Origin of the sequence: Streptomyces sp. NPDC048434, assembly GCF_043200375.1 — a bacterium.
GTDB lineage: Bacteria > Actinomycetota > Actinomycetes > Streptomycetales > Streptomycetaceae > Streptomyces.
The window spans coordinates 1-25,168 of the sequence record NZ_JBICXQ010000023.1; the positions used below are offsets into that span (position 1 = coordinate 1).

The 25,168-nt window shown below is 70.0% G+C and carries 19 protein-coding genes and 2 pseudogenes; 15 read left to right on the forward strand and 6 right to left on the reverse strand.

Features of this window, described 5'->3' with window-relative positions; genetic code table 11:
* Window positions 1-97 precede the first annotated feature (97 nt).
* The 3 genes and pseudogenes from ACGFWI_RS25480 to ACGFWI_RS25490 form a co-directional block, all read right to left on the reverse strand.
* Complete coding sequence (locus tag ACGFWI_RS25480) at window positions 98-1,612, reverse strand: DEAD/DEAH box helicase (RefSeq protein WP_393908341.1); 1,515 nt, start codon at window positions 1,610-1,612, stop codon at window positions 98-100.
* Window positions 1,613-1,999: 387 nt separating this feature from the next.
* Entirely contained in the window at window positions 2,000-2,203 is a 204-nt protein-coding gene (locus ACGFWI_RS25485) for a cold-shock protein (RefSeq protein WP_069775160.1), read from the reverse strand.
* A 740-nt stretch (window positions 2,204-2,943) separates the two neighbouring features.
* Window positions 2,944-3,453, reverse strand: a pseudogene (locus ACGFWI_RS25490) (site-specific integrase); the annotation flags it as partial.
* Between the two features lie 310 nt (window positions 3,454-3,763).
* Between ACGFWI_RS25490 and ACGFWI_RS25495 the strand changes: the two are divergent.
* Window positions 3,764-4,102 (forward strand): hypothetical protein, encoded by a 339-nt coding sequence (locus ACGFWI_RS25495; RefSeq protein WP_393908342.1) that lies wholly within the window; start codon window positions 3,764-3,766, stop codon window positions 4,100-4,102.
* A gap of 494 nt (window positions 4,103-4,596) precedes the next feature.
* Here ACGFWI_RS25495 and ACGFWI_RS25500 read toward each other — a convergent pair whose 3' ends face one another.
* The gene (locus ACGFWI_RS25500) at window positions 4,597-5,130 is read right to left on the reverse strand and encodes a MarR family winged helix-turn-helix transcriptional regulator (protein ID WP_393908343.1); all 534 of its coding nucleotides are present in this window, start codon (window positions 5,128-5,130) and stop codon (window positions 4,597-4,599) included.
* Window positions 5,131-5,378: 248 nt separating this feature from the next.
* Here ACGFWI_RS25500 and ACGFWI_RS25505 point away from each other — a divergent pair, with 248 nt between their 5' ends.
* The 8 genes from ACGFWI_RS25505 (at window position 5,379) to ACGFWI_RS25540 (ending at window position 10,896) form a co-directional block, all read left to right on the forward strand.
* Window positions 5,379-6,449 (forward strand): alkene reductase, encoded by a 1,071-nt coding sequence (locus ACGFWI_RS25505; RefSeq protein WP_393908344.1) that lies wholly within the window; start codon window positions 5,379-5,381, stop codon window positions 6,447-6,449.
* 88 nt (window positions 6,450-6,537) lie between these two features.
* A complete protein-coding gene (locus ACGFWI_RS25510) occupies window positions 6,538-7,443 on the forward strand; it encodes an NADP-dependent oxidoreductase (RefSeq protein ID WP_393908345.1) in 906 nt (301 codons plus the stop codon).
* Window positions 7,444-8,262: 819 nt separating this feature from the next.
* A complete protein-coding gene (locus ACGFWI_RS25515) occupies window positions 8,263-8,535 on the forward strand; it encodes a hypothetical protein (RefSeq protein WP_393908346.1) in 273 nt (90 codons plus the stop codon).
* Window positions 8,536-8,644: 109 nt separating this feature from the next.
* Complete coding sequence (locus ACGFWI_RS25520) at window positions 8,645-8,914, forward strand: hypothetical protein (RefSeq protein ID WP_393908347.1); 270 nt, start codon at window positions 8,645-8,647, stop codon at window positions 8,912-8,914.
* A 243-nt stretch (window positions 8,915-9,157) separates the two neighbouring features.
* A complete protein-coding gene (locus ACGFWI_RS25525) occupies window positions 9,158-9,580 on the forward strand; it encodes a YjbQ family protein (protein WP_393908348.1) in 423 nt (140 codons plus the stop codon).
* Window positions 9,581-9,812: 232 nt separating this feature from the next.
* Complete coding sequence (locus tag ACGFWI_RS25530; RefSeq protein WP_393908349.1) at window positions 9,813-10,403, forward strand: DUF5994 family protein; 591 nt, start codon at window positions 9,813-9,815, stop codon at window positions 10,401-10,403.
* A gap of 5 nt (window positions 10,404-10,408) precedes the next feature.
* On the forward strand, window positions 10,409-10,591 hold the full coding sequence (locus ACGFWI_RS25535) for a hypothetical protein (protein ID WP_393908350.1): 183 nt from the start codon (window positions 10,409-10,411) through the stop codon (window positions 10,589-10,591).
* Entirely contained in the window at window positions 10,576-10,896 is a 321-nt protein-coding gene (locus ACGFWI_RS25540; protein WP_393908351.1) for a SpoIIE family protein phosphatase, read from the forward strand. Before ACGFWI_RS25535 ends, ACGFWI_RS25540 begins: the two co-directional genes overlap by 16 nt.
* Window positions 10,897-11,098: 202 nt before the next feature.
* Here ACGFWI_RS25540 and ACGFWI_RS25545 read toward each other — a convergent pair.
* Window positions 11,099-11,581 (reverse strand): annotated as a pseudogene (locus ACGFWI_RS25545) (site-specific integrase); the annotation flags it as partial.
* Between the two features lie 245 nt (window positions 11,582-11,826).
* Here ACGFWI_RS25545 and ACGFWI_RS25550 point away from each other — a divergent pair.
* From ACGFWI_RS25550 to ACGFWI_RS25570, 5 genes are all read left to right on the forward strand, one after another.
* Window positions 11,827-12,444, forward strand: coding sequence for a hypothetical protein (locus ACGFWI_RS25550; RefSeq protein WP_393908352.1), 618 nt, complete (start codon window positions 11,827-11,829; stop codon window positions 12,442-12,444).
* Window positions 12,445-12,771: 327 nt separating this feature from the next.
* A complete protein-coding gene (locus ACGFWI_RS25555; RefSeq protein ID WP_393908353.1) occupies window positions 12,772-13,071 on the forward strand; it encodes a WXG100 family type VII secretion target in 300 nt (99 codons plus the stop codon).
* Window positions 13,072-13,146: 75 nt separating this feature from the next.
* Entirely contained in the window at window positions 13,147-13,461 is a 315-nt protein-coding gene (locus ACGFWI_RS25560; protein ID WP_393908354.1) for a hypothetical protein, read from the forward strand.
* A gap of 31 nt (window positions 13,462-13,492) precedes the next feature.
* The gene (locus tag ACGFWI_RS25565) at window positions 13,493-14,218 is read left to right on the forward strand and encodes a hypothetical protein (RefSeq protein WP_393908355.1); all 726 of its coding nucleotides are present in this window, start codon (window positions 13,493-13,495) and stop codon (window positions 14,216-14,218) included.
* 10 nt (window positions 14,219-14,228) lie between these two features.
* Complete coding sequence (locus ACGFWI_RS25570) at window positions 14,229-18,812, forward strand: RHS repeat-associated core domain-containing protein (RefSeq protein WP_393908356.1); 4,584 nt, start codon at window positions 14,229-14,231, stop codon at window positions 18,810-18,812.
* 757 nt (window positions 18,813-19,569) lie between these two features.
* Here ACGFWI_RS25570 and ACGFWI_RS25575 read toward each other — a convergent pair.
* Window positions 19,570-23,949: an FtsK/SpoIIIE domain-containing protein gene (locus tag ACGFWI_RS25575; RefSeq protein WP_393908471.1), complete on the reverse strand. Its 4,380-nt coding sequence runs from the start codon at window positions 23,947-23,949 to the stop codon at window positions 19,570-19,572.
* Window positions 23,950-24,225: 276 nt separating this feature from the next.
* Here ACGFWI_RS25575 and ACGFWI_RS25580 point away from each other — a divergent pair, with 276 nt between their 5' ends.
* On the forward strand, window positions 24,226-25,167 hold the full coding sequence (locus tag ACGFWI_RS25580; protein WP_393908357.1) for a hypothetical protein: 942 nt from the start codon (window positions 24,226-24,228) through the stop codon (window positions 25,165-25,167).
* Window position 25,168 lies beyond the last annotated feature (1 nt).

Consider the following 25,168-nt stretch of genomic DNA (forward strand, 5'->3'; position numbering starts at 1 on the left):
GGTCCGAAAGCCGGTCATCCACCGACGACTTCACCTGTCCGGGCCTTGGCACACCACTCCCAACGACCCGAACACCCCAAAGTCACCGGTATTGGACCTAGGCGGCCCGGGCCGAGGTGGTCTGCCGCGCAGCCGGTGTCGCGGTTCGGGCTGCCCCGGCGGCACGGCGGGCCTGGGCGGGGCGGCTGCGGCGGCCGCGCGTGGAAGAGCCGCTGCGCTTGGCGCGTTCGACGACTGGTGCGGCGATGGTGACCGGGATGCCGGAGGGTGCCTGGGCGCCGGTGATACGGCTCAGTTCGGCCTCGCCGGAGCGGACCTGGGTGGACTGCGGGGTGATGCCCGCGTCCGCCATCAGGCGATTCATGGTGCGGCGCTGGTTGGGCAGGACGAGGGTGACGACACTGCCGGACTCGCCGGCGCGCGCTGTACGGCCACCGCGGTGCAGGTAGTCCTTGTGGTCGCTCGGCGGGTCGACGTTGACGACGAGGTCGAGGTTGTCGACGTGGATGCCGCGGGCTGCGACGTTGGTGGCCACCAGGACGGTGACATGTCCGGTCTTGAACTGGGCCAGCGTGCGCGTGCGTTGGGGCTGGGACTTGCCACCATGCAGGGCCGCGGCGCGCACGCCGCTGTTCAGCAGGTGCTTGGTGAGGTTGTCCACGGCGTGCTTGGTGTCCAGGAACATGATCGACCGGCCTTCGCGGGCCGCGATCTCGGTGGTGGTGGCGTGCTTGTCGGCCCCGTGGACGTGCAGCACATGGTGCTCCATCGTGGTGACCGCGCCCGCCGAGGGATCGACGGAGTGGACCACCGGGTCGGTGAGGTAGCGCCGGACCAGGAGGTCCACGTTGCGGTCCAGGGTGGCCGAGAAGAGCATCCGCTGCCCCTCGGGCCGGACCTGGTCGAGCAGGGCGGTGACCTGAGGCATGAAGCCCATGTCCGCCATCTGGTCGGCCTCGTCCAGCACCGTGATGCCGACCTGGTTCAGCCGGCAGTCACCGCGCTCGATGAGGTCCTTGAGCCGTCCCGGCGTGGCGACGACCACTTCGACGCCGCCGCGCAGTGCGCTGGACTGCCGGCCGATCGACATCCCGCCGACGACGGTGGCCAGCCGCAGCTTCAGCGACCGGGCGTAGGGGGTGAGTGCGTCGGTGACCTGCTGGGCCAGCTCCCGGGTGGGGACCAGGACCAGGGCCAGCGGCTGGCGGGGCTCGGCGCGCTGTCCGGCGGTGCGGGCCAGCAGGGCCAGACCGAAGGCCAGCGTCTTGCCCGATCCGGTGCGTCCGCGGCCGAGAACATCGCGTCCGGCCAGCGAGTTCGGCAGCGTGGCGGCCTGGATGGGGAACGGGGCGGACATGCCTTCCGCGCCGAGGGCCGCCAGCAGCGCCGGCGACATGTCCAGCTCGGCGAAGGTCTCGGCCGGGGGCAGGGCGGGAGTGTGGGTGACGGGCAGGGCGAACTCTCCCTGCAGTGTCGCGGGACGCCGTCCGGGGCCTCCGGAACGGCCCGTGCCCGAGCGGTTCGGCCCACCGGAGCGGTAGCCACCGCGGCCTGAGCCGGACGAGCCGGCAGAGCGGGAGTAGCGGTCATTCGTGCGAGCTGTGCGGTTCATGGAGAACCTTCCTCGATGCGGCACGTCGAGGAATTCCCGGCGGCAAGGAGCCGCGCACAAAGAATCGCAAGAACGAACCGATGAAATGAGATGGAACGAAGCGGGGCGGAAACGTGTCGACCCTGCGCGTCTAAGCTGGATCGGCAACGCCGCAGAGAAAAGCGAAACAGTTGCCGGATTATGAATCCGGGCGGATTTCCCGTTGCGTGATAGCGGTCGGGAGATCGAACTCGCTGCCCGCACGACGCTTGTGCGGCCGTTGCGGGGCGCACGGGAAACAGCAAAAAGCAACGAGCTGGGGCCCGCACCCAAGGTGCGGGCCCCAGCTACGGTTACGCGTCAGCGTCAGCGTCAGCGTCAGCGTCAGCGTCAGCGTCAGCGTCAGCGTCAGGCGGGAACGATGTTCTCGGCCTGCGGGCCCTTCTGGCCCTGGGTGACGTCGAAGTTCACCTTCTGGCCTTCCTGCAGCTCGCGGAAGCCCTGGGCGGCGATGTTCGAGTAGTGGGCGAAGACGTCGGCGCCGCCACCGTCCTGCTCGATGAAGCCGAAACCCTTTTCCGCGTTGAACCACTTCACGGTGCCAGTAGCCATGTCATATCTCCTTCGGGGCAGTGCCCGGAGCCCGCACCATGCAGGCTCCGTGTCGCTGCGTTGATTGCCCGTCCGGAAATAAACACCGGAAATACGAAAGCGCTCCGCCGTGTATGACGGCGAGCACGCTTGAAGTCTTGGGAACCACAACTGCAACTGAGATCGACGGTAGCACGGTACTGGCGGCCATGCGCAGCACATGATCCCGACGGTTTCGAGAGGGCAAAAAACCCTTACCGCGCCAGTGGCCATTTCTACAGTTGCGGCATGAGATATTCAGCATCGACGCTCGCCCGCATTCGACCGGAAATGCGTCGGCCCCCTCAGCCACCGCCCAGGCTCCGCAGGCGCGGACCGAGCACCGGCCGTGCCTGGCCGAACCACACCACACCACACCACCGTCGGGGGCGGATCGCGGCGCGGCACGCCGGGCCACCGAACCAGCAGTCCAAGCGGCGCGGAGGCAGTTGCCTCCCGACGAAGCCCGTGCCCTCCGCATGCCCCGACGAGCGGTGAATCACGGTCAACACGGGTCCCCACCGACCCTCTTCTCTCTGCCCCAAAGTCCTCATTTATACAGGTCAGGCCCGCAATGGCGGGTACACGCCCCATTGATTCCTAAGCTCAGAGCGCGGGTTCGATTCCCGTCACCCGCTCCAAAGACGAAGGCCCAGTTCAGGGAGCTAACTCCCCGACTGGGCCTCTGTGTTGTCTCGACCGTGCTGAGCGTTTCGTGCCCGCTACGTGCCCGATCGATCCTGATCCGGTCCAGCCTCCGGCTTCTGCCGCGCAGCCCGCACCATGGCGTCCAGGCCACTCGCGACCTCTTTCTGACGGTCCAGATTCGAGTGCTGAGAGAAGAGCGCAGCCGTCTCGGAGGACTGCCCCACCCGCACCATCGTGTCCTTCAGCGTCGCGCCCGATCGCGTGGTCTGTGTGTGCCCGGTGTGACGGAGATCGTAGAAGCGGAAGTCGTCCGGCAACCCGACAGCCGCCCGTGCCCTCCGCCACTTACGCCCGAACGAGGAACGGCGAGACGGTGCACCCTTCTCCCCCACGAACAGCAGCCCATCTGCGCCCTCTTCCGCGTACCAGTCGAGGTGACGCCGCAGATCGGCGTGCAGGAAGGCGGGCAGGGCCAAGTGCCGTCTGCCTGCCTCCGACTTCGTGTCCCCGAAGGCACGCCGGCCGGTAGTCAGCTCAGGCGCGTCCTGCCTTATCCGGAGCACCATCGTGTCCAGGTTCACGTCCGGCGCAGCTCTGCCCGTTGCGTGCCCGAACACCCGGTGACTCACGGGGAATTCGGGTACGTGCCGGGGCCGTCAAGCAGGCCACTCGAAGTGCCATCGCAGTAGGCGGCTCCCGCCCAAAGCCGCTCCGCCGACCTACGCCTTTCAGTGGCCTTCGCGGAGCCCGACGCATTCGCCTTGCAAGCGAACCCATGAACTACATTGAAATGCGTTCAAATGCAGGGGCTTGGGTCGTGGGGGGATGGCAGTGCAGCAGGGAGACGCCCGGAGGCTGGGGCCCGTGCTGGGACGGATGGGGTGGTGCGTGCTCATGTACGTGCTCATCCACATGGCAGCCTGGGTAGCCGTCTCGCAGACGGATCGGTGGGAAGACAGCTTCGTGAAGAGCATGGTGCTGGGGCTGGACGTGCTGCCGATCATCGGCATTCCCACCCTGCTCATCGCGGTTTTCGCGGTATCGGTCCACAAGCGCATGGGCGTGGTCCGGTTCCGTGTGCTGCTTGCCGTCCCGCTGATCCTCTGTGCGTGGCCCCTCCTGTACACCGGCCCGCCCGAAAGCGTGTGCCAGGCCGTGGCTCAGATCGCCTTTGCCGCGCTGATACCTGCGCCGCTCTTCCCCCAGGGGTGGCTCGGTAAGACTGACGGGTAGGGGCGCGCTTCACCGGACCGCCGCTGACATCAGCGGCTGACACCAACAGCAGCAGCTCGGAGCGTTCTCCAGCGATCTCGTCAGCAGCGCGATCAGCAGGCCCGGCTGCATTCGCTGGCACCGGGGCGTCCGGGACCGACCTGAGCTGGAAGGTAGCCCCGGCGACGGACATCCCGTTCCAAAGCCAAGGGGGGCTAGCGGCTGCGTAGGCGCGGCGGTCCAGGGGCCGGCAGGCCGCTCCATCGCACTTCTGAAGCGGTGCTCACGGCGTGCCCGATCCGTGTCCGACGGGGCGGGGAACCACCTTGAACGGCGGGTGACGGACGAGGCTTCCGGACGTCGCTCCGGCGCCCCTTGTGCCTGTTGGACGTAGAGGTTCCAGGGCGCCGACAGCACTGCGGAGCGCCGCTGGTGGGTGGTCAATCCCCTCAATCCCCTTTGCCGGCAACCCCTTTGCCGGCAACCCTTTTGCTGCCATTGCGGCCGTCGAGGTGCTAATTCTCCCCGCATGCTCCGTCGGGATCGGCGGCAGCCTGGACGAGGTTCTGTTCCAGGCGTTCGAGGGTGTGCAGGGCGGCGGTTCGCTCGTCGGCGGAGAGGCCTGCCGTGGAGAGGTCCTCCAGGTGGCTCCAGACCTGCTCGACCTCACGGCGCAGGGCATGGCTGGCCGCCGTGGGTTCGATGAGTGAGGCGCGCTTGTCGGTGGGCGAGGGGCGGCGGCGGACGAAGCCGGCCTGCTCCAGGCGCCGGACGGTGCGGGTCATGGTGGCGGCGTCGGAGTCCATCAGCCGTACCAGGTCGGCCTGCCTCTGGGGGCCGAGCTCCCACAGGTGCATCATCACCAGCTCCTGGCCCGGGTGCAGGCCGATCCGGCGCAGTAGTTGTCCGGCGAACATGCGGTGCAGGCGGGCCAGGCGGAAGATCGCGTGACTGACCGGCCCGCCGCCGGCCGCGGCCGGTACCGGAACGGTGACCTCCTGCCCCGCCGCCGCGGGGCTCTTCCCGGTTTCCGGCGTGGACTGCGTCATCGGAACCTCACTTTCCTGCTTAGGCAGCATAAGCCTACCTTCCCATGCGATAACTGGCGGCATCTACGCCGCCACCAGGGCGCATACGGGCAGGTAGCAACCTGTTACGTGCTTCACATTGGAAAGCGGAGATGGATTCGGGGTCGTTACCTGTTCGGACAGGTGATTTACTTGTTCAGGCAGGCATCTGCTGGTGCGGGCTCGTGAGCGCCCGGCCGCCGGCACTACTCACCCGGAGGAAGAAACCCATGACCACTGCTTTCGATCCGATCGCCGTGGGCGGCAAGCCCCTGGCGAACCGCCTCGTGATGGCGCCGATGACCCGCAGCCGCGCCTACGGTCCGGGCGCCGGGCCGACCGAGCTGATGGCGACGTACTACGCGCAGCGGGCCGCCGCCGGGCTGATCGTCACGGAGGGCATCCAGCCCTCGCCGGTCGGCCAGGGCTACCCCGACACCCCCGGCCTGCACACGCCCGGCCAGGTGCGGGCATGGCGGACGGTGACCGACGCCGTGCACCGTGAGGGCGGCGCGATCTTCGCGCAGCTGATGCACACCGGCCGGATCGGGCACCCGAGCCTGCTGCCCGACGGGCTGCTGCCGGTGGGGCCGTCGGCCGTGGCCGCCGAGGGCCGGGTCTTCACCCACGAGGGGCCGAAGGAGTTCGTGACGCCGAAGGAGCTGAGCGAGGCGGAGATCCGGCAGACCGTCGCCGACTTCGCCGACGCCGCCCGCAACGCGGTCGAGGCCGGGTTCGACGGCGTGGAACTGCACGGCGCCAACGGCTACCTGATCCACCAGTTCCTCGCGCCCAACACCAACCACCGCACCGACGCGTGGGGCGGCACCACCGAGGGCCGGATCCGCTTCGCCGTCGAGGTCGTCACCGCCGTGGCCGAGGCGATCGGCAGCGACCGGGTGGGCCTGCGGCTCTCGCCCGGGAACCAGTTCAACGACATCGTCGAGGACACCCCGGACGAGGTCTACCTCGCCCTGCTGGACCGGCTCGCCGGCCTGGACCTCGCCTACCTGCACCTGATGGAAGGGCCGAACCGGGACCTGACCCCGCGGCTGCGCAAGAGCTGGCCCGGCACGTTCGTCCTCAACCCGTTCACCTACCCCGACGCCACCGGCCCCGACGCGCTGGGTCTGATCGAGGACGGGAGCGCGGACATGGTGGCCTACGGGGCGCTGTTCCTGGCCAACCCCGACCTGCCCCGGCGCCTCGCCTCCGGCGGCCCGTTCAACGACCCCGACAAGGCCACCTTCTACGGCGGCGACCACCGCGGCTACACCGACTACCCCACCCTCACCGCCTGAGCGGCGACTGCACCGGGGCAGCCGCACAGTGAGTCACAGCGCGTGCCGTTGCCTCCCTTCTCGCCCCTACCTGACCTGGGAGTTTCCGATGTCCACAGCAATCACCTTCTCCGAGTACGGCGCGCCCGAGGTGCTGCGGCCGTCGGAGGTCACCCCGCCGGAGCCCGGGCCGGGCCAGGTCCGGATCCGGGTGCGGGCCGCCTCCGTGAACCCCCTCGACCTCAAGATCCGGTCCGGTCTGATGGCGAAGGCCGCCCCGGCGCGCTTCCCCGTGGTCCCCGGCCTGGACGCGGCCGGTGTCGTCGATGCCGTCGGCGAGGGAGCCGTTGCGGCCGTGGGGGACGAGGTCCTCGGTGCCGCCGTCGGCGGCAGCTACGCCGAGTACGCCCTGCTGGAGCGGCCGGTGGCCAGGCCCCGGGCCCTGTCGTGGGAGGTCGCCGCCTCGCTGGTCACGGTTGGCGAGACCGCGTCCCGTGTCCTGCGGCAGCTGGGTGCGCAGGCCGGGCAGACCCTGCTCGTCCACGGCGCCGCGGGCAGTGTGGGCACCATCGCCGTGCAACTGGCCGTCGCCCGCGGCATCACCGTCGTCGGGACCGTCGGCGAGCACGACGTCGAGCGCCTCACCGCGCTGGGCGCCGCCGCGGTCCGTTACGGCGACGGCTGGGCGGAGCGGGTGAAGGCCGCGGCCCCCGAGGGAGTCGACTTCGTCTTCGACGCCTCCGGCGCCGGCGTCCTCGCCGACTCCGTCGCCCTGACCGGCGACAGCGCACGCGTGATCACCATCGCCGACATGTCCGCCGCCGAGCACGGTGTCCGCTTCAGCGCCGGCAGCGCCGACCACGCCGAAGACTCCCTGCCGCGGCTGGTGCAGCTGGCCGCGGCCGGCGAACTCGACGTCCCCGTGTGGCGTACGTACCCGCTCGACCAGGCCGCCGCCGCCCACCGGGACATCGAGGCCCGCCGCAACAAGGGCAAGGTCGTACTCCTTCCCTGAACCCCTGAGCCGCCGCCTCACCCCGCCGGAGCGGACGAGGCGGCCGGGCCGCGGTCGGCACCCCCGGCCGGCTGCGGCCCACCCTCCTCATGCCACATCACCGAGAACGCAGAAGCGCGAAACCCATGGCAGCCCGGCTGACGGAAGAGCTTTCGGGAGCGGACCTGCTCACCGCAGGCACCGAGTGAGCGAGGACGGCCAAGTGCCGCCCGGCCGCACCTCAAACGACGCTCGCCATTGCCAGGGTTTCCGGATACCCGCTCGCAGCTGCCGCACGCCTGCGCTCACATTTCACGGAGGGACCTGGCCGAAAGCAACGGCGGAAGAGCCCTGCCATCGCTCCGCCGCCCCGGCTCGCCGCCGCCCTCAGTGCCGGTACGGCCGGGGCTGGCTTGTGCTGCCGAGGTCAGCGACGCGATCATCGCCGAGCCCAGGGACACAATCACGGCCCCCGGCATGGTCGTCCGTGCCGTCGGCACACGGTCCAACGCGGCGGTCGTGATCAGCGTCGGCAGGGCGTGGAGTGCCCATGCGGCGCACGGCCCGCCTCCATGAACGCCTGGTCTCGCGTGGGGTCGGTGGACCGCCGGCCGGAGTACGGTGAACGCATCGGGATATTTCGAGCGCTCCCACCCTCGCCGGAGCCGGAAGGCCATCGGTGGGCCCAGCAGGATCATTCCGCCGTACGTCGGCAACTCGCCACGGACGGCACGACAAGGGCGGCGAGGACGCCAACCGTCCCACCGCTCCATGACCGGCGGCGGTAGGTGTGAGCCTTCGCCTCACCCCGTGGGCACCTCGCCTGACAGAGAGGCCGGCATGAGACCTGGACAGACGATGCCTTCGGCAGGGATGGCCGAGGACCGTATCGTCGCCGCATCCCCCGAGGCCGCCCGCCGCGTCGCAGAAGTTCTGCGGCACTGCTTCCAAGCCACCGAACAGCGCAGCTACCCCGCCGGCCACGATGGCGGGACCCGGCTCCACATCACGGTGGACACCACGCACAGCCCCGAGCCCAACGCGACGGCCCCGCGATGGCTGGTGCCCAGCAAGTCAGCCGCGCGTGACCGCCCGCATGCGGACGAGGTCTGAGGAATCCGGGCCTCAGATACGCAGCCGCGACAGCGTCGGCTCCTCGACCGGTCATCGCGGCCCCCCTCCGCCGCGATCAGCACGGCGCAATTTTCCCGAGGTGGCAGTCATGGCATCACTGGCCGACCGGAAGGCGTACCGCGAGAAGATCATGCAGGCTCTGTACGAGTCCAGTGAAGGCAACCGCCTTCTGGGGATCACCGGGGCGAATCTGCTCCAGGAACTCGGGATCCCCGAAGAGGATCTGGCTGCAGCCTGCACCTATCTGGTGGGTGAGGGCTTGATCACCGTCGACTGGGCCTCGGGCAATACACCGGCCATGGTCGCGCTGACGCACCAAGGCATTCGACGCATGGAGGCCGAAGAAGAACACGGTTGACGCAATGCTCAGGCGGCGTCCGGACCATTCGGCTGCCACATTGCCCGTAACGGTGACACCAAAGCAGGCATGTGGGCCGGGCGGGCGAGGAGGTCGCGGTCCGGGGCTCGCTTGCGGGGCTCGGACGAGACGGCACGAGCAATCTGTCCGTGGAGGGGAGCGCGTCCCCTTACCGGCGGAGTTCCGGGGGAACAACCCATCCGGCCGTTAGTGTCCGGGCTCCGCGAGGGGTACCGGTGAATTATGGCTGGCACCTTCACGACCCGCACGATCAACATCACAACCGGCTCGACGGAGACCCTGCACGACCTCACGAACGCATGCTCCGCGTTCCTCCGGGAGGCCGCTCACGGGCGAAACGGACTGCTGAACATCTTCACCCACCACGCGACGTCCGGCCTGGCCATTATCGAGACCGGCGCAGGCAGCGAGGATGACCTGCTGGCGGCCCTCCGCGACATGGCTCCCATGCCGCACCGTCCGCAAGACCGCCCCGGCAGTCCTGGTCACAGCAGCGCCCGCATGCTCCTGGCTCTGGTCCCACCACACGCCACGTTGCCGGTGGTCGACGGTGAGCTGGAGCTCGGGAGCTCGCAGTCCGTCGTACTGGTGAACGCCGACCGGGACAGCCCGGAACGCCGAGTCCGGCTGTCGTTCCTCAGCTGACCGCACGACCCTGCACCTGGTCTTCGCCCCCCTTGACGAGGCGATTCTCCGGCCGGCCACGCCAAGGTCTCCTGTGTCGTTCACTCCGTCGCTCCGCACCGGTCCGGGGGGAGTGAGCGGGAGTAAGCTACAACTACCGAGGGCACTCCGTACACCGGCTTCCATGCTCGTGTCGTTTTCGGCGATTCAGACACCGGGCCGGTTGCAGTCGGCCGGGGGCAAGGTCCGCGTCATGACCACGACCATTCCGTATGCGCCGACGGTCGAAGACCGGACCTCTTCGCTGCCCCTACGACTCATGCTGCCACCGGCCGGCACCGCTCCGGCTCTGCTCGACGGCGCGTGGTGGCCCCGCTCCCGTGACCTCACAGCGGAACTTCCTGCACTGACGGCGGCACTCGACCCGCTGTGGGGGCGGATCACCCACGTCACGGTGAACCCCACGTTCTGGCCGGTCATCCCACGGAAGGTGCCCGTCGACGGGCATGTGGTGGGTGTCGGCTGGTTCAAGGCCGAGCAAGATCCCCACAAGCTGCTGCTGCTCTCCTACACCGTCGGCCGCTGGGACCTGCTGGTCATCCCTCCGGAGACCAGCCCGGCCACCGCCGCCCGGCTCATGACAGAGGCCGCCGATCCGCTGGGCACCCTCACCGCGAGCGCCCTGATGGATGAGGCGGAGCAACGCCGGATCGCGGAGGAGATGGAACTGTCCCTGGTTTCGGTCTGGGACTCCGAAGGCGGCCATGGCGCAAGCCTGCCGACCTCACGTTCGCCCGCCCAAGCAGTCGTTGCTCAGGTACCAGATGCGGCGGAAGGTATCTGAGCATCGTGGAAACTCCGAGGGCGCAGCGGCGATTCCCGTCACCCGCCTACGGAGGAAAGCCCCAGGCCAACTCCCTGTACCTGGCTGCCGAGAACGAGGCCCAGGTCGGCGGTGACCTGTACGCGGCCACCCGCATCGAAGGGGGGACGCGAGTGATGAGCGGCGACGTGCGTTGGGCAAGGGTCTGACGGCCATCGGAGAAGCAGCCCTCCTCCTCGGGGCCTTCCGCGAGGCCGCCCACCAGCACACCGACCTGCCTGCGCTGGCCGCCGCCCTGGAGCAGAGCGTGTCCCGCTACCAGGCCGACTTCGAGCCGGCGGAGGAGGCCGGGGAGCGCTTCGTCACCGCCCTGCTGCTGGAGATCCCCGACGACGGCCACATGACCCACATGACCAGCTGCGGACACCCCGCGCCCCTCCTGCTCAGCCCCGCGCTGCCGGAACGCTCCCGTTCTGGACCGAGTACACCACCGTGCCAGTGTCGTGCCGGATAGAGCGGTATCCAACGGTCGACAAGGGACGGAGAAGCAACCCGGCGACCGTCCCACCCGCTGCATCTTCGCTGGCCATGCGGGCACTGGGCACCCGGAAGCGCCCTGATTCCCAGGCTCGAAGCGCGGGTTCGATTCCCGTCACCCGCTCCATAGTTGAGGCCCAGGTCGAAGACCTGGGCCTTGTTCGTTGTCCGGACCGGGTTCAAGCGTCCCGCACCAGATGCGCACCAGAAGGCTTCTGATCGGCCTTCGTACGAGCGGCCCGCACGAGGTCGTCCAGCCCGCTCGCGACTTCCTGTTGCCGCTCAAGATCCGAGTGCTGGTAGATCAGCGCAGCCTTCTTCGACGACTGGCCGGCACGGACCATCATGTCCTTGAGGGTGGCGCCGGATCGGGCCGGCAGGGTGTGGCCGGTGTGACGAAGGCCGTAGAAGCGGAACCCCTCCGGCATGCAGACGAGCGCGCAGGCCTTTCGCCATTTCCGCCCGAAGGTGGACCGCCGGAACGGCTTGCCCTTCTCTCCCACGAACAGCAGTCCGCCCGCGCCCTTCTCCGCGTACCGGTCGAGGTGGCGGCGGAGGTCGGTGCGGAGGAAGGCGCAGGATCGCAAGGCGCTTGCCCGCGTACGAGTTGGTGTCGCCGGGGCACGACGGCCGGTCGTCATCCGGGGCGCGGCACGCCCGACGAGGTAGCGGAGTGCATGCCCGAGGTCTCCATCCGGCTCCTGGACGCCTTGGGCAGGGCGGACCCTCATCTGCGAAGCCACGACGGCAACCGGCTGACGGCGGTGCGATCGGACTCTCCCTACGTCATGAACTTTCCCTACGTCATCAAGGCCGTTAGCCGTCCATTAGCGGAACGCCAACTCGATCTTCGAAGCTGATTGTCGTCCGGGAGCGAAACGAGAGAACAGAGCAACGGGAGCACATGATGAACACCGCCACCGCCACCAACCGCTTCCGCGGCCGCGCCGGCCGCCGCATCGCCGCCACCATCGTCGCCGCGGCGGCGCTGGGCCTGGGGACCACGGCCTGCGGGCAGGGCTCCGGGACGACGGGCGCCGCCGGCTCCTCGGGCTCTTCGACCGCGTCCGACTCGCAGCACGCCTCGTCCTCGGCCGGCGGCTCCTCCTCGGGCAACTCCGGCTCGCAGGGCCAGAACGGCGGCAAGTCCGCCTCGGCGTCGTCCGCCGCCCGCACCGGCAGCGAGTCCGCCCCCGGCGGGGGCGGCGTCGCCCACGCGGGTAACCACCGCACGATCGTCGGCACGCTGGAGTACCTCGCGCCCGGCAAGCTGATCGTCAAGCCCCAGGGCGGCGGCACGGACCAGGCGTTCCTTGTCGCCAACGCCACAAAGATCCTCGGCGCGGCCGCGATCTGCTCCGTCGACGAGGGCCGGGTGACCATCGGCGATGACGGCTACGGCACCTCGAAGTGCACCGTGGAGCAGTTGGAGAAGGCTGCGAAGACCAGCAGCGTGACCGTCCGCGTCACCATGAACCCCAAGTCCGGCGCCGGCGAGACGGTCGAGGAGAAGTACCACCCGTAAGCCCTCGCGCGACATCGCACCGCTCGCCGGCACCGGGGGTTGTCGGCGAAGGCGGAGCTCTGGCGGGACAGCGCGACCACACCACATGGAAGCCCCAGGTCAACGGCCTGGGGCTGGCTTGTTGTCCAGATCATTTTCGGGTCGCGTGCCATAACGTCCCGGCTGTCGGGCCGAGTTGACACCCGGCCGCAGTCCCGGTCGGCGCGCCGTCCTGCCGCCTTCGTCACCGTTCCGCAACAGGCGTGAACCGCCCGCGCAGGTGCCCCGTACAGCCCCGTGTGTGCGGCCCAGCGGCCGCGGCGATACGCAGCGAGGGAAGGAATCGGCATGGCCGGCGGCAACATCCAGATCAGCCCGGACGAGATGCGGGAGGCGGCGACCTGGCTCCAGAACCAGAAGGAGCAGATGCAGCAGAGCCTCCACGAGGCCAACACCAAGATGGACGAGATGGTCGAGGCGGCCTACGCCACCCCGGGCTCCGAGACCAAGTTCCGTCCGTACTGGGAGGAGTACAAGAACGGCACCCAGAACGCGATCGAGGGCCTGCACGGCGTCAGCGAGTTCATCAAGCAGGTCGCCGACGCGTTCGTCGACACCGACGACCAGACGTCCGGCTCCATCGGCTGACGTGCCCCGCACCGTCCGGCCCCGTCCTCCCGGTGAGGGCGGGGCCGGACGGCCGGAGCAGGAGAGGAGACACCGATGGGTCGCATCAGCGTTCCCGTGCAGGATCTCAAGGACACGGCCAAGGAGCTCCAGAACATCGGGGATCTGATCGGGGACTCCGCGACGCTCTTTCACGCCGCGGGCGACCGGAAGGACTTCAAGAGCTTCGCCGGTGACAGCAAGCTCGCGCACGCTCTCGACGAGTTCGACAAGGCGTGGGTGGCGGGTCACGAACGGGTTCACGACAACGTGAAGACGTTCTCCGAGAACACGGACACGATCTCCGAGAACTTCACGAAGACGGACGAGGACAGCGCCAACTCGCTGGACGAATCGAAGAAGAACGCGTGACAGGAGACGTCGTGCGGAAGGGAAAGGCGTCATGACGCATCCGGTCACGGAGCAGCCGGCGGGCGCGCCCGCGGGCTACACGTTGAGGTTCCCCGACTCCTGGTGGCATCTCGACCTCGACCCGAACACCCGGGACGCGTCGATCCGCCGCCGTATCGAGTCGCAGGTGAAGAAGGCCCCGCAGCTCTCCCGCGAGCAGGTGGACGAGCTGATCCGCAGTACCCGGCGCACCGCCCGCGAGGCGCACGCGCAGGGCGCGCTGCGGGCGTCGGGGATGCTCAGGATTCTCCGCGCGGGCAGCGGCCCCCTGGTGCTCAGCGCCACGACGGTCGTGCTGCGGATCTCCGTTCCCGAGGATCAGTCGGAGGATCTGGCGGACCTCGTCGTCGCGGCCGGCATGCAGCTCGGCACCGCGGCGGAAGGCACCGGACTGCCCCCCGGCGAGGTGGAGTTGGTGGAACTACCCCAGGTCGGAGCGGCCGGGCGGATCACCAGGATCGAGGACGTGGACTACCAGGGGACGGCCGTCCCCACCGCGGTGCGGCACACCCTGATCCCGGTGCCGAACAGCCGGGACTATCTGGTGCTCGCCAGCTCCACCCCCAACGTGGATCTGGCGGACCAGTTCTACGAGGTCTTCGACGCGATCGCGGAGTCGTTCCGCTTCGAGGACCCGGCCGGCACGTCCGGCGCAACGGATCCGGCGGCGGAAGCGGCCGGTGGAGGCCCCATGGGCGAAATAGACAAGGGAAAGTGAGGTCGCGGCCATGGCGCGTCCAGCGGTGTCCGAGTGGGAATCGGTCTTCGGGTTCTCGGACGACCCGACTCCGGGTGATGCGGAGGTGCTCGGAGAGCTCGCGCGCAGCTACCGCTCCGTAGCCGATAACGCGGGCGACGCCCTTCCCCTCGTCTCCGGGCTGGAGAACCAGCAGGTGGGCGAGGGCAAGACCATGGAGAAGCTCCGGGACAAGCTCGGCGACCTGGCCAAGCAGGTGCGCAAGCTGCACAGTTCCTACGACCTGGCGGCCGGCGCCCTGGACACGTACGTCCACTCACTGCGCGACCAGCAGCGCAACGCCGACAACGCCCTGGAGAAGGGGCGCGAGGCCAAGGAGCGGCTGGAGTCGGCCACCGACGTGGTGCGTGCGGCCGGTGCCGACATCGGCCGGCTGGACGCGGCCACCCACCCTCCCGACGACCACGAGGCGCGGGCAAGCACCCGCCGCGCCCTGGACGAGGCCCACAGCAATCAGTCCACGGCACAGGGGCACGCCGACGACGCGCAAGCGGATCTCGACGCCGCCCGGCTGCTCGCCGAGGACGCGCGGCAGGTGCGCGAGGAGGACGCCTCCACCGCGGCACAGAAGCTGGACGACGCGAAGGACGAGTCGGTCGCGGGCTACAGCCTGTGGGACAAGATCAAGAAAGCGCTGAGTACGGCCTTCGGCATCATCAGCGCGGTGCTGGGTGTCCTGGCCATGCTGGTACCCGGCCTGCAGGGCATCGGCATCGCGCTGACGATCGGCAGCGTGGTGGCCGGCGCGGCGTCGTTGGGGATCAATATGGCCACGATGGCGGAGACGGGCGAGTGGAACGTACTCGACATCGTGCTCGGCGTCGTGGGGCTGGTCGGGGGCGGGGCCGCGGCCCTCAAGGGGATCGGGGGGATCGGCTCGGCTCTCAAGGGGGTCAAGCCCGCCTCGATGAAGAATCCCCAGGGCGGCATCCGCCTCAACAGCCGGGCGGCGCCGGGCCGTACCTGCAAGACCGACCCGGTCGATGTGGCCAGCGGCGAAATGGTGCTGCCGCAGACCGATCTGGCGCTGCCCGGCGTTCTTCCGCTGCTGGTCACCCGTACGCATCTGTCGACCTACCGCTACGGCCAGTTCTTCGGCCCGTCCTGGGCCTCCACCCTCGATGAACGCCTGGAGGCCGACGGCCACGGGCGGGTGTCGTGGGCCCGCGACGACGGCTCGATCCTGACCTACCCGGGCCTGCCCGCCGCGGATTCCGACGAGGCGGTATGGCCCGAGGAAGGCCCCCGCCTGCCGCTGACCTGCGCGGGAACCGGCACCACGGGCGAGGTCAGCTACCGCATCGCCGATCCGCACTCGGGCCTCGTCCGCACCTTCGCGGACCATCCCGACGACAACAGCGGCCTGTACTGGCTCACCGGGTGGCAGGACCGCAACGGCAACGAGGTCGGCGTCTCCCGGCTGGCGGACGGCACCCCGACGACGCTGATCCACTCCGGCGGCTACCACGTCACCCTCGAGTGCCCCATCGGCCGCGTCACACGGCTGACGGTCACCACACCCGACGGTCCCGTCGAGGTCATGTCCTACGGATATGACGACGCCGGGAACCTCACCCACGTCACCAACTCCTCCGGCAAGGCGCTGGAGTTCACCTACGATGACCGGTCCCGCATCACCGCCTGGACGGACCGCAACGACTCCACCTACCGCTACGTCTACGACGACGACAACCGCGTCACACAGACCATCGGCCCCGAGGGCTACCTCTCCTCACGCTGGAACTACGACCCCGACCAGCAGCAGACGCACTACACCGACGCCTGCGGCGCCACGACCGTCTACCAGCTCAACGACCTGTACCAGGTCACCGCCGAGACCGACCCCCTCGGCAACACCACCACCTCCGAGTGGGACCGCTACGACAACCTCCTGGCCCGCACCGACGCCCTCGGCCACACGGTCCGGTACGAGTACGACCTGGCGCACAACCCCACCGCCGTCCAGCTACCGGACGGCAGCCGGTCCACGGCGACGTACAACGAGCTGAACCTCCCGCTCTCCTCGACCGGTCACGACGGGACGACGTGGCACTGTGCGTACGACGAGCGGGGCAATCCCACTGCCATGACCGGGCCGGACGGGGGCACCCTCAGGTTCACCCACGACCGCGCAGGTGCCATCGCGACCGCAACTGACGCCTCGGGCGCAGCAGCCACGTATGACAACGACGCCGCCGGTCTGCCCCTCTCCGTCACTGATGCCTCCGGCGGAACCGCCCTGCTCGAACGCGACGCGTTCGGCCGCCCCACCGTCCTCACCGACCCACTGGGTGCGATCACCCGCACGGTATGGACCGTCGAAGGCCGCGTATCGGAGCGCACAGCAATCGATGGCCGCACCGAACGCCTCACCTGGGACGGCGAGGGCAACTGCCTCACGCACACCAACCCCGCAGGCTCCACCACCCGTTTCGAGTACACGCATTTCGACCGGCTCGCGGCGCGTACCGACCCCGACGGCGCCCGGTCCACCTTCGTCTACGACGCCGAGCTCCGCCCCACCCGAGTCACCAACCCGCAGGGCCTGAACTGGGATTACACCTACGACCGCGTCGGCCGTCTCATCAAGGAGGCCGACTTCGACAACCGCGAAATCCGTTACGCCCACGACGCGCTGGGCCGGGTCACCTCCCGCACGACACCGCTCGGCGAGGAGATCGGCTACACGTACAACGAACTCAGTCAGCTGACGTCCAAGGACGCGGCCGGGGTGCGGACCGACTACACCTATGACGCCGCAGGCGCGCTCCTCCGCGCGGTGTCCCCCACCTCCACGCTCACTTTCGAGCGGGACATCACGGGGAACCTGCTGTCGGAAACCGTCGACGGACGCACCACCCGCTACACCTACGACTTCATGGGGCGTCGCACCTCCCGCACCACGCCCACCGGCGCGTACACCGAACTCGCCTACGACCAGGCAGGCAACCGTACCTCCCTGACCTCCGACGGCCACCGGATGGAGTTCACTCACGACCTCCTCGGCCATGAACTCGTCCGCGCACTGGGCACGACCGCCTCGCAGGTCGCCATGACCACAACCTGGGACATGGCTGGTCGCCCCGTCGCACAGGGGCTTACCACCCCGGGCGGGGTCGTTCGGGCCGGCACCTACGCGTACCGGGCGGACAACTACGTCTCCGCCATCACCGACGAGGTGACGGGGACGAGCAAGGAGATGGAACTGGACCGGGTGGGACGCCCGTTGACGGTCACCGCCGAAGGCTGGACCGAGTCCTACGCCTACGACCAGGCAGGCAACCAGACCGAGGCCAACTGGCCCGACAAGGCGCCGCGCACCGAGGCCCGAGGCTCCCGGACCTACACCGACACCCGTCTGCTCTCCGCCGGCACGGTCCGGTACGAATACGACGACGCGGGCCGCATGGTGCTGCGGCAGAAGCGCCGCCTGTCGAAGAAGCCCGACACCTGGCGCTACGAGTGGGACACCGAGGACCACCTCGTCGCCTGCGTCACGCCCGACGGCACCCGGTGGCACTACACCTACGACCCGATGGGTCGCCGCACCGCCAAGTACCGCATGGCGGAGGACGGCGTCACGGCGGCCGAAGCAGTGTACTTCACCTGGGACGAAACGCGCCTCGCCGAGCAGACAGACGGCACCACCGGCGTCACCCTCACCTGGGACCACGACGGCCACCGCCCCCTCACCCAGCTGGAACGCAAGCCGGGAAGCCAGGACGAGTTCGACTCCCGCTTCTTCGCCATCGTCACCGACCTCGTCGGCACCCCCACCGAACTAGTCGATGAGCAGGGCACCATCGCCTGGCGCTCCCGTGCCACGCTGTGGGGCGTTACCACACGCAATCGGAACGCGATCGCTCACACACCGCTGCGTTTCCCGGGGCAGTACGAGGACCCCGAAACGGGCCTGCACTACAACTACTTCCGGCACTACGACCCCGAGACCGCCCGCTACACGACGCCGGACCCGCTCGGCCTCGAACCCGCCCTCAACCACCACACCTACGTCAAGAATCCCCTGGCGTGGACCGACCCCCTCGGCCTCGCGCCCTGCAATGCGACGTTCGGCCCTCTGACCAACGGCGCCGGCAGCTCCATGAAGGTCAAGCTGGGGCCTAACTCCAACTTGAACGGAAAGCCCCCGACGGTTAAGCCCGCCTGGTGGCCGACCGGAAAGGGGCCCACAGCGCTATGGTTCCAGAAGCAGATGGTGCAAGGACATCTGCTGAACGAGCATCTCGGCGGGCCGGGCAACACCCTGAGCAATTTGACCCCGTTGACGAAGACAGGAAACCTGAACCACCTCAACTCCGTCGAATGGAATGTAAAGAGGGAAGTTGCAGCAGGAAACACGGTGGAGTACGAGGTCATCGCGCACTACGGGAAGGTCACCGGGGCGGACCTGGGGGCCACTGGCCAGGTTGCCGCCGACATCGATCGGAACTACTCGTCGCTGATTCCCGAGTACCTCTCGTGCTACGCCACGGTGTACGACAAGCAGGGCGCCCACATGTACGGAGAAGGCTGGCAAGTACGCAACACGAAGTGACGCGGGCGACGCCGATTCTCATGCCGCGAACCTTATCGAATTCGAGGTTGCGCGTGACATAGCCGCGTACACAAGAAGCATTACAGTCGCAACCTGCGGGAACGTCATGTTGATCTTCGTGTATCGCGAACGTTCATTTCCGTACTCTATGAGATCGCCGCTGATGCCGGTGAACTCGCCTGCGTAACGGGGTCAGCGAGAAACGGCCGGAAGGGGTAGTAGGGCGATCTTGAACGGCTGGATCGCTCTGTATGGTCTTTGGACGGGATACGCGGCGTAGCCCCTCCAAAGACCATACAGAGTCGCCATTCGCGTCATTCGCCCTCGTCGCGGGGCATAGATGGTGGATGGCCGCCTGAATGTCACGGAGCTCGCATCGGGCGAGGAGCGTGTAACAGCCGTGCAGAACGGCAGAGTTCTGGTGCAGGATGACGGTGGCTGCGGGCGCGGAGTGCTGTCCCCGACGGGGGCTTCGCCCATCGAATCCGAGGTGACACCGGAGGATTTGAGGGCCGAGCAGGAGTCCTAGATTCACGGGTGACTCCCGTGATTTATCGATGCCTCCCACGTCATTGTCGCCATCGGCGACGAATGGTGGTCCGAGGGGACCGGGCATTTCCTGCTCGACGCGGAGGATCTGAACGGGGACGACGTTCAACGCTGGCGCATCGCGCAGTAGCGAACGCCGTCCGCACACCACAGAGGGCTCCCGCCGAACTCGTCGGCAGGAGCCCTCTGTCGCGCAACCCCGTGGGGATCAGCCCTCGGTTGCCGGGAGTACCGTCTCCGGGACCTGGACGGTGCGCAGCACCCCGTCCCCCAGGTGCAGGATGGCCCGGCCCGGGCGGGTCGCGCCCAGGCGGCTGCGGGGCACCTTGACGCCGATCAGTTCGCCGTCGCTCATGTTCTGCGGCTTCAGCAGCAGTCCGCACCGGTTCCGGCGGGCCTCGGTGTGCCAGCCGGAGAAGCCGGAGGAGAGCCGGTCGGTCTGCCCGGCGATCACCAGGCCGCGGCCGGTCTCGGCACCGGACTTGGCGATCTGCGTGAGGACGGGCTCGGCCTTCGTCTTCAGCAGCATGTCGGCGTCGTCGAGGAGCACCACGGCCCCGTCGGGCGCGGAGGCGAGTGCGGTCTCCAGGGCCGTGGGGTCGAGGTCGGCCTCGTCGAACACCGCGAGCACGCCGGGCCGTCCGGCGAGGTGCCGCAGCGGCGAGCGGGCGGGGGCCCCGACCACGATCGGGGTGCCGACCGTGAGCAGCGCCAGTGCCAGCGTCGACAGGACGGTGCTGCGTCCCGAGCGGGCGAGACCGGCGACGAGGAACGTCGGGGTGACGGTGAAGTCCGGCCCCAGCGCGGTGAGTTCGTCGCCGCCGACGCCGGCCAGTGCCCAGCGCGAGGAGCGCCTGGCCGGGACGAACCGGGCGGCCTCCTCGAAGGTGAGCCTGTCCGGCAGGGTGTCGACGCGGAACGGCCTTGTGGTGGCCGGGAGATGAGCCGCCTGTTCGCGGCAGTACTCGGCGATCTGCTGGAGCGCCCCGGCCTGCGCCTGGCCCTCCGGGTTCGGCGTGAGGAGCGCGATCTGCACCTCCGCCTTGTCGGCGGCGCGGAAGGCGCGGCCCGGCGGGATCTCGTCCGGCACGTTGCGCTGGGTGATGCCGATCTGCCCGTACTCGGACTTCTCGTTCAGCTTGAGGACGAGCTTGTCCTCGGTGGAGCCGTTGACCCGGCTGGAGAACAGCGCCCGGTCGCCGGTCATCAGCAGGTGGATGCCGACGCTCGCGCCGTCCCGGAGCAGGGTGAGCACGGCGTTCAGCAGGTTCCCGGAGTCGTACTCGCCGAGCTGCTTGTCGAAGACCTCCCAGCGGTCGATGAACAGCACGATGTGCGGGGGACGTTCGGCCTCCGGCAGGGCACGGCGCAGCTCCGCCAGGTCGGCGCTGCCGCGGGCGGCGAGCATCTCCTGACGTCGGCCCAGTTCCTCGTTGAGGCGGGCGAGGAGTCGGGCCACCCGGTCGGGCTGGGTGCGCTGGGTGATGGCTCCGCAGTGCGGCAGGCCCTCGATGGGCAGCAGCGCGCCGTTGCCGCAGTCGATGCCGTACATGTGCAGCTTGTCGGCGGGGTGGGCGAAGGCCATGGCGCCTGCGATGGTGCGCAGCGTCTGCGACCTGCCCTGGCGCGGCGAGCCGATGATGTGCAGGTGTCCGAGCGTCGCCGGGTCGATCACCAGGGCCTGCCGGGCCTGTTGCGCGGGCAGGTCCACGACGCCGTACGCGACGGGCGCCAGATCGTAGTCCGAGGGCGTGGGCGGGGGGAGTTCGCCGGTGACGAGGACCTCGGGCAGCGGCGGGAGCCAGGGGCTGTGCTGGGCGGGGATGCCCATCTGCTGGTCCGCTTCACGGATCGCCGTGACGAGGCCGGTGAGGTCGGTCTCCACCTCGGCGGGCGCGGCCGCGGCGCGGGGGCGCGTCGGGAGCGGTTCGCCGAGCCGTTCCCAGCCGACCGCCACCGCCCAGGGCGCAGGCAGCGAGGCGACCGTGGCGCCGGGGCGCCGGCCGCCGACGCGTCCGGACTGGAACGGCACGAGAGAGTTCTGGCCGAGGCGGACGTAGGCACGGCCGGGGTTGCTCTGCGAGATCCCGGCGGCCTCACCGGAGTTGAGGACGTCCTGGCTCTCGCCGGCGTCGGTGACCCGCAGCGCGATGCGCAGGTTGGTGTTGGCGCGGATCTCCGAGGAGACGACGCCGCTGGGGCGCTGGGTCGCGAGGATCAGGTGGATGCCGAGGCTGCGGCCCCGCTGCGCGATGTTGACCAGGCCCTTCACGAAGTCCGGCAGGTCGCGCACCATCGAGGCGAACTCGTCGATGACGATGAGCAGCCGGGGCATCGGGGTGTGGCCCGCCGGGTTCCGCTCCAGCAGCTCGACGTAGTCCTCGATGTCCTTGGCGCCGGCCGCGGCGAGGATGTGCTCGCGCCGGGTGAGCTCCGCCGTCAGCGACACCAGGGCCCGCTCGACGAGGTGGGCGTCGAGGTCGGTGACCATGCCGACGGTGTGCGGCAGGTTCACGCAGTCCTTGAACGCGGAGCCGCCCTTGTAGTCGACGAGGACGAACGTCATCGCGTCCGGACGGTTCGCCACCGCGAGCGAGGCGACCAGCGTCTGGAGAAGTTCGGACTTGCCGGAGCCGGTGGTACCGGCGACCAGCCCGTGCGGGCCGTCGCGCCGCAGGTCCAGGAAGAACGGGCCGTCCAGGGAGACGCCGACGGCCGCCCGGGTCGAGCGGCCCCCGGCCGTCCAGCGCGCCCGGATGCCGGCGGCCTGCGGCGGGTCGAGGGCGAGTACGTCGAGCAGTCGCGCGGAACCGGGGAGCACCGCGGCCTCCTCGTCGGCCCCGCCCGGGTCCCGCAGCGCGCCCATCGCGCGGGCCAGCGAACGGCACCAGTCCAGGGACACCACGTCGGGCCGGATGCCCCCGACGGTGCCCCTCCCGGAGCGTCCCACCCGCACGGTTCCGCCGGGCTCCTCGGCGACGACGGCGTGGCACTCCTCGGGCAGCAGCCGCTCCTCCGCGTCCAGGCAGACCGCGCGGACGCCGACGGACGGTCCGTCGCGCAGGATCTGCGCCACGCCGGGCAGCGAACGCAGCCTGCGGGCTCCGTCGAGGACGACAAGCACATCGGGCCCGGCGGTCCGGCTCCGCCGGTCCTCCCGTCCGGCGCGCTCGGCGATCAGCGCGGTCAGTTCGGCGACCCGCCGGGCGCAGGTCTCGGTGCCGTAGCCGATGCTGGCCGGGGTGTCGCCGGACTTCTTCCGCACGTGCGGCAGCCAGCGCAGCCACGACCAGCCGTCCCGGCCCGGTTCGCCGGTCGTCAGCAAGTGGATCTGGAGGTCACGGGGGCTGTGCAGGACGGCGGCCTGGGCGACCGCCCACCGTGCCACGGCGCGTGCGGTCGGGCCCTCGCCGGCGATTCCCAGGACGTCGTGCTCGCGCAGCGGAACGGTCACGGGGACGTCGTAGGCGGTCCAGGGGTCCTGGCGGCGGTGTTCGTCCTTGGTCGGGTCCTGGAGCACCACGTCGGAGGGCAGGTCGGCGGTGCCGATGCGCAGTTCCAGGAAGTCGGCGTCCGAGGTGCGGCGCTCCCACAGGCGGTGACGGGGGCCGACGGCGGTCAGGACGACCTCGGCCGGGTCCGGGAAGCCACGGCGCCGGGCGGTGCGTTCGGCCGCCAGGGCCTCCTTCGCTTCGCCCTCGATGCGCTCCTTCTTCTCCTCGTAGGCGGCGACCTCGCCGGAGTGGGACTGGCGTCCGGTGCGCCGGCTCATCAGATAGTTGCCGACGATCACGACCGGCGAGAGCAGCCCGAACAGCAGCATCGTCGGGCGGCCGAGCATCGTCGCCCCGGCCACCGCCATCACCAGCGGGGCGGCCGCGGCGAGCCACGGGAGCGGCCTGGCGGCGGGCGACGCGGGCGGGGAGGGCAGCGTGAAGCGGGTGGCGTTCTCGGCCGGCCGCAGCCGCGGCGGCCGGTTGTAGTCCCAGCCGGTGCCGTCCTCCGACGGCTGCACGGCCGCGTCCGGCGTCTGCGGGAGGGCGAGTTCGAGCAGGCAGCCGTCGACGAGGAGCTGTGCGCCGGCCGGCCAGGCGGTGGCCCCGGCGAGGTCCTCGCGGTCCAGTTGCAGGGTGCCGCCGTCCGGCGCGGACGCGTCGGGCGCCACACGGCAGCGTCCTCCGGGGCCCACCGTCAGGACGGCGAAGGGACGGGCCGGTACGGCGCGCAGCACCTGGGCGGTCCCGTCGTGCGCCAGTCCGATCCGGTACTCGCCGATGTCGAGCCGGTGCACCGCGCCCGCCCCGGTCCCGCCGACCGCACGGACCTCCGCCAGCCCGGCCGGTTCGGCCGACGAGGTGCCCGCCGGGCGGCCCAGGCCCACGACGGCCGCGTGGTGGAGCGGCGAGTCCCGCAGCCGCAGGTCCGCGGGCAGCAGCCGGTCACCGGCGTACAGGCCGAGGCCCTCCGGCGGCCGGTGGACGCCTCCCGCCCCGGCCAGCGCCTCCGCGACGGCACCCACGGGCGTGTCGGGGTCGGCGTCGAGGTGGACGTCGAACGCGTCACCGCCCCCCTCGACCACGGTCAACATCAACGACACGAAAACGTCCTCCAGCCGGCGTGAATGCGGGGGTACGGGAGCCCTGCTCGGCGGCACCCGTACCACTGACGGGACCTACGGCGCCCGTCCGCGGATGGTTCACGGACGAGGGACGGTCGTGCCCGTGAACCATCCGCGGACGGGCGCCGTAGTGGCCTTCGGGTACATGCACCGCGACGTTGCCGCGGTGCCGCCCCCGCTTTCGACCGCCCCCGCTTTCGACCGTCCCGGCTCCGCCGCCGGGGCGTCCCGACAAGGAGTCAGAAGATGATCTGGTACGTCCTGGCCGTGGTGCTGGGGCTGGCGCTGATCGGGGCGGTGGCCGCGCTGATCGTCACCGAGCGGCGGCCCCGCCCGCCGAAGCCCGCCGCCGCCTCGGCCGCCGTCGTGGGGCGGGAGGCGCTGGACGTGGTCAACGCGGGCCTGCGCCGGCTGACGGGCGAGTGCCTGCGCTCCGGCCGGTCGCTGCCCGACCTGTACGCCGTCGTCTACTCCGAGGAACGCCTCGGACTGCTGTTGGCCGGCCCGGAGGAGTCCGCCCCCGCGCCCTGGACCGCCGAGGCGGACGGCGAGCGCTGGACGATCTCGCCCGACGACCTGCACCGCCCCGGCCCGGAGGGCGAACCGGCCCTGCCGTACGCGCTGACGGTGACGGTGGGACTGGACGGCGCCGACCGGGTGCTGGTCGACCTCTCCCGGGCGGCGGGGCCCGTCTCCGTGACGGGCCCGGACGCGGAGGTGCGCAGCCTGGCACAGGCCGTCGTCGCCGAGGCGCTCGCCGGCCCGGTGGGCGCGCTCACCGAGGTCACCCTGGTCGGATCCCTGGCCGGCGACGGGTTCCTTGCCGGCGACGCGCCGCGGACCTCGCGTCTGCACACCGCGGCCAGCCTGGAGGAGGCGTTCGCCAGGGCGACTTCGGCGGGCCCGGGGCAGCCGGAGCCCGGCTCGTCCGACGTCACCCAGATCTTCCGGCTGATCGAGGGCAGCAGCCGGATCGCCGTCCAGGGCGAGGCGCCCCACCTGTTCGTCGTGGACGCCTCACAGCTCCCGCGACGGGAGGGGGCGTTGGACGGCCTGCGGCGCGGGGACGCGCTGCTGGTGCTCGGCGACGCGCCCGCGGGGTGGCCCTGGCGGGCCGGTGCGGACGGATCGCTCGACACCGGGCCACTCGGCCTGGAGATCACCCGGCACGCGGGGCGTTTCGCATGAG

What these genes read in the sequence shown, in the direction of transcription:
- ACGFWI_RS25480 (WP_393908341.1), bottom strand. Translation starts at nt 1,612, where the DNA reads ATGAACCGCACAGCTCGCACGAATGACCGCTACTCCCGCTCTGCCGGC.
- ACGFWI_RS25485 (WP_069775160.1), bottom strand. Translation starts at nt 2,203, where the DNA reads ATGGCTACTGGCACCGTGAAGTGGTTCAACGCGGAAAAGGGTTTCGGC.
- ACGFWI_RS25495 (WP_393908342.1), top strand. Translation starts at nt 3,764, where the DNA reads ATGTACGTGCTCATCCACATGGCAGCCTGGGTAGCCGTCTCGCAGACG.
- ACGFWI_RS25500 (WP_393908343.1), bottom strand. Translation starts at nt 5,130, where the DNA reads ATGACGCAGTCCACGCCGGAAACCGGGAAGAGCCCCGCGGCGGCGGGG.
- ACGFWI_RS25505 (WP_393908344.1), top strand. Translation starts at nt 5,379, where the DNA reads ATGACCACTGCTTTCGATCCGATCGCCGTGGGCGGCAAGCCCCTGGCG.
- ACGFWI_RS25510 (WP_393908345.1), top strand. Translation starts at nt 6,538, where the DNA reads ATGTCCACAGCAATCACCTTCTCCGAGTACGGCGCGCCCGAGGTGCTG.
- ACGFWI_RS25515 (WP_393908346.1), top strand. Translation starts at nt 8,263, where the DNA reads ATGAGACCTGGACAGACGATGCCTTCGGCAGGGATGGCCGAGGACCGT.
- ACGFWI_RS25520 (WP_393908347.1), top strand. Translation starts at nt 8,645, where the DNA reads ATGGCATCACTGGCCGACCGGAAGGCGTACCGCGAGAAGATCATGCAG.
- ACGFWI_RS25525 (WP_393908348.1), top strand. Translation starts at nt 9,158, where the DNA reads ATGGCTGGCACCTTCACGACCCGCACGATCAACATCACAACCGGCTCG.
- ACGFWI_RS25530 (WP_393908349.1), top strand. Translation starts at nt 9,813, where the DNA reads ATGACCACGACCATTCCGTATGCGCCGACGGTCGAAGACCGGACCTCT.
- ACGFWI_RS25550 (WP_393908352.1), top strand. Translation starts at nt 11,827, where the DNA reads ATGAACACCGCCACCGCCACCAACCGCTTCCGCGGCCGCGCCGGCCGC.
- ACGFWI_RS25555 (WP_393908353.1), top strand. Translation starts at nt 12,772, where the DNA reads ATGGCCGGCGGCAACATCCAGATCAGCCCGGACGAGATGCGGGAGGCG.
- ACGFWI_RS25560 (WP_393908354.1), top strand. Translation starts at nt 13,147, where the DNA reads ATGGGTCGCATCAGCGTTCCCGTGCAGGATCTCAAGGACACGGCCAAG.
- ACGFWI_RS25565 (WP_393908355.1), top strand. Translation starts at nt 13,493, where the DNA reads ATGACGCATCCGGTCACGGAGCAGCCGGCGGGCGCGCCCGCGGGCTAC.
- ACGFWI_RS25570 (WP_393908356.1), top strand. Translation starts at nt 14,229, where the DNA reads ATGGCGCGTCCAGCGGTGTCCGAGTGGGAATCGGTCTTCGGGTTCTCG.
- ACGFWI_RS25575 (WP_393908471.1), bottom strand. Translation starts at nt 23,949, where the DNA reads ATGTTGACCGTGGTCGAGGGGGGCGGTGACGCGTTCGACGTCCACCTC.
- ACGFWI_RS25580 (WP_393908357.1), top strand. Translation starts at nt 24,226, where the DNA reads ATGATCTGGTACGTCCTGGCCGTGGTGCTGGGGCTGGCGCTGATCGGG.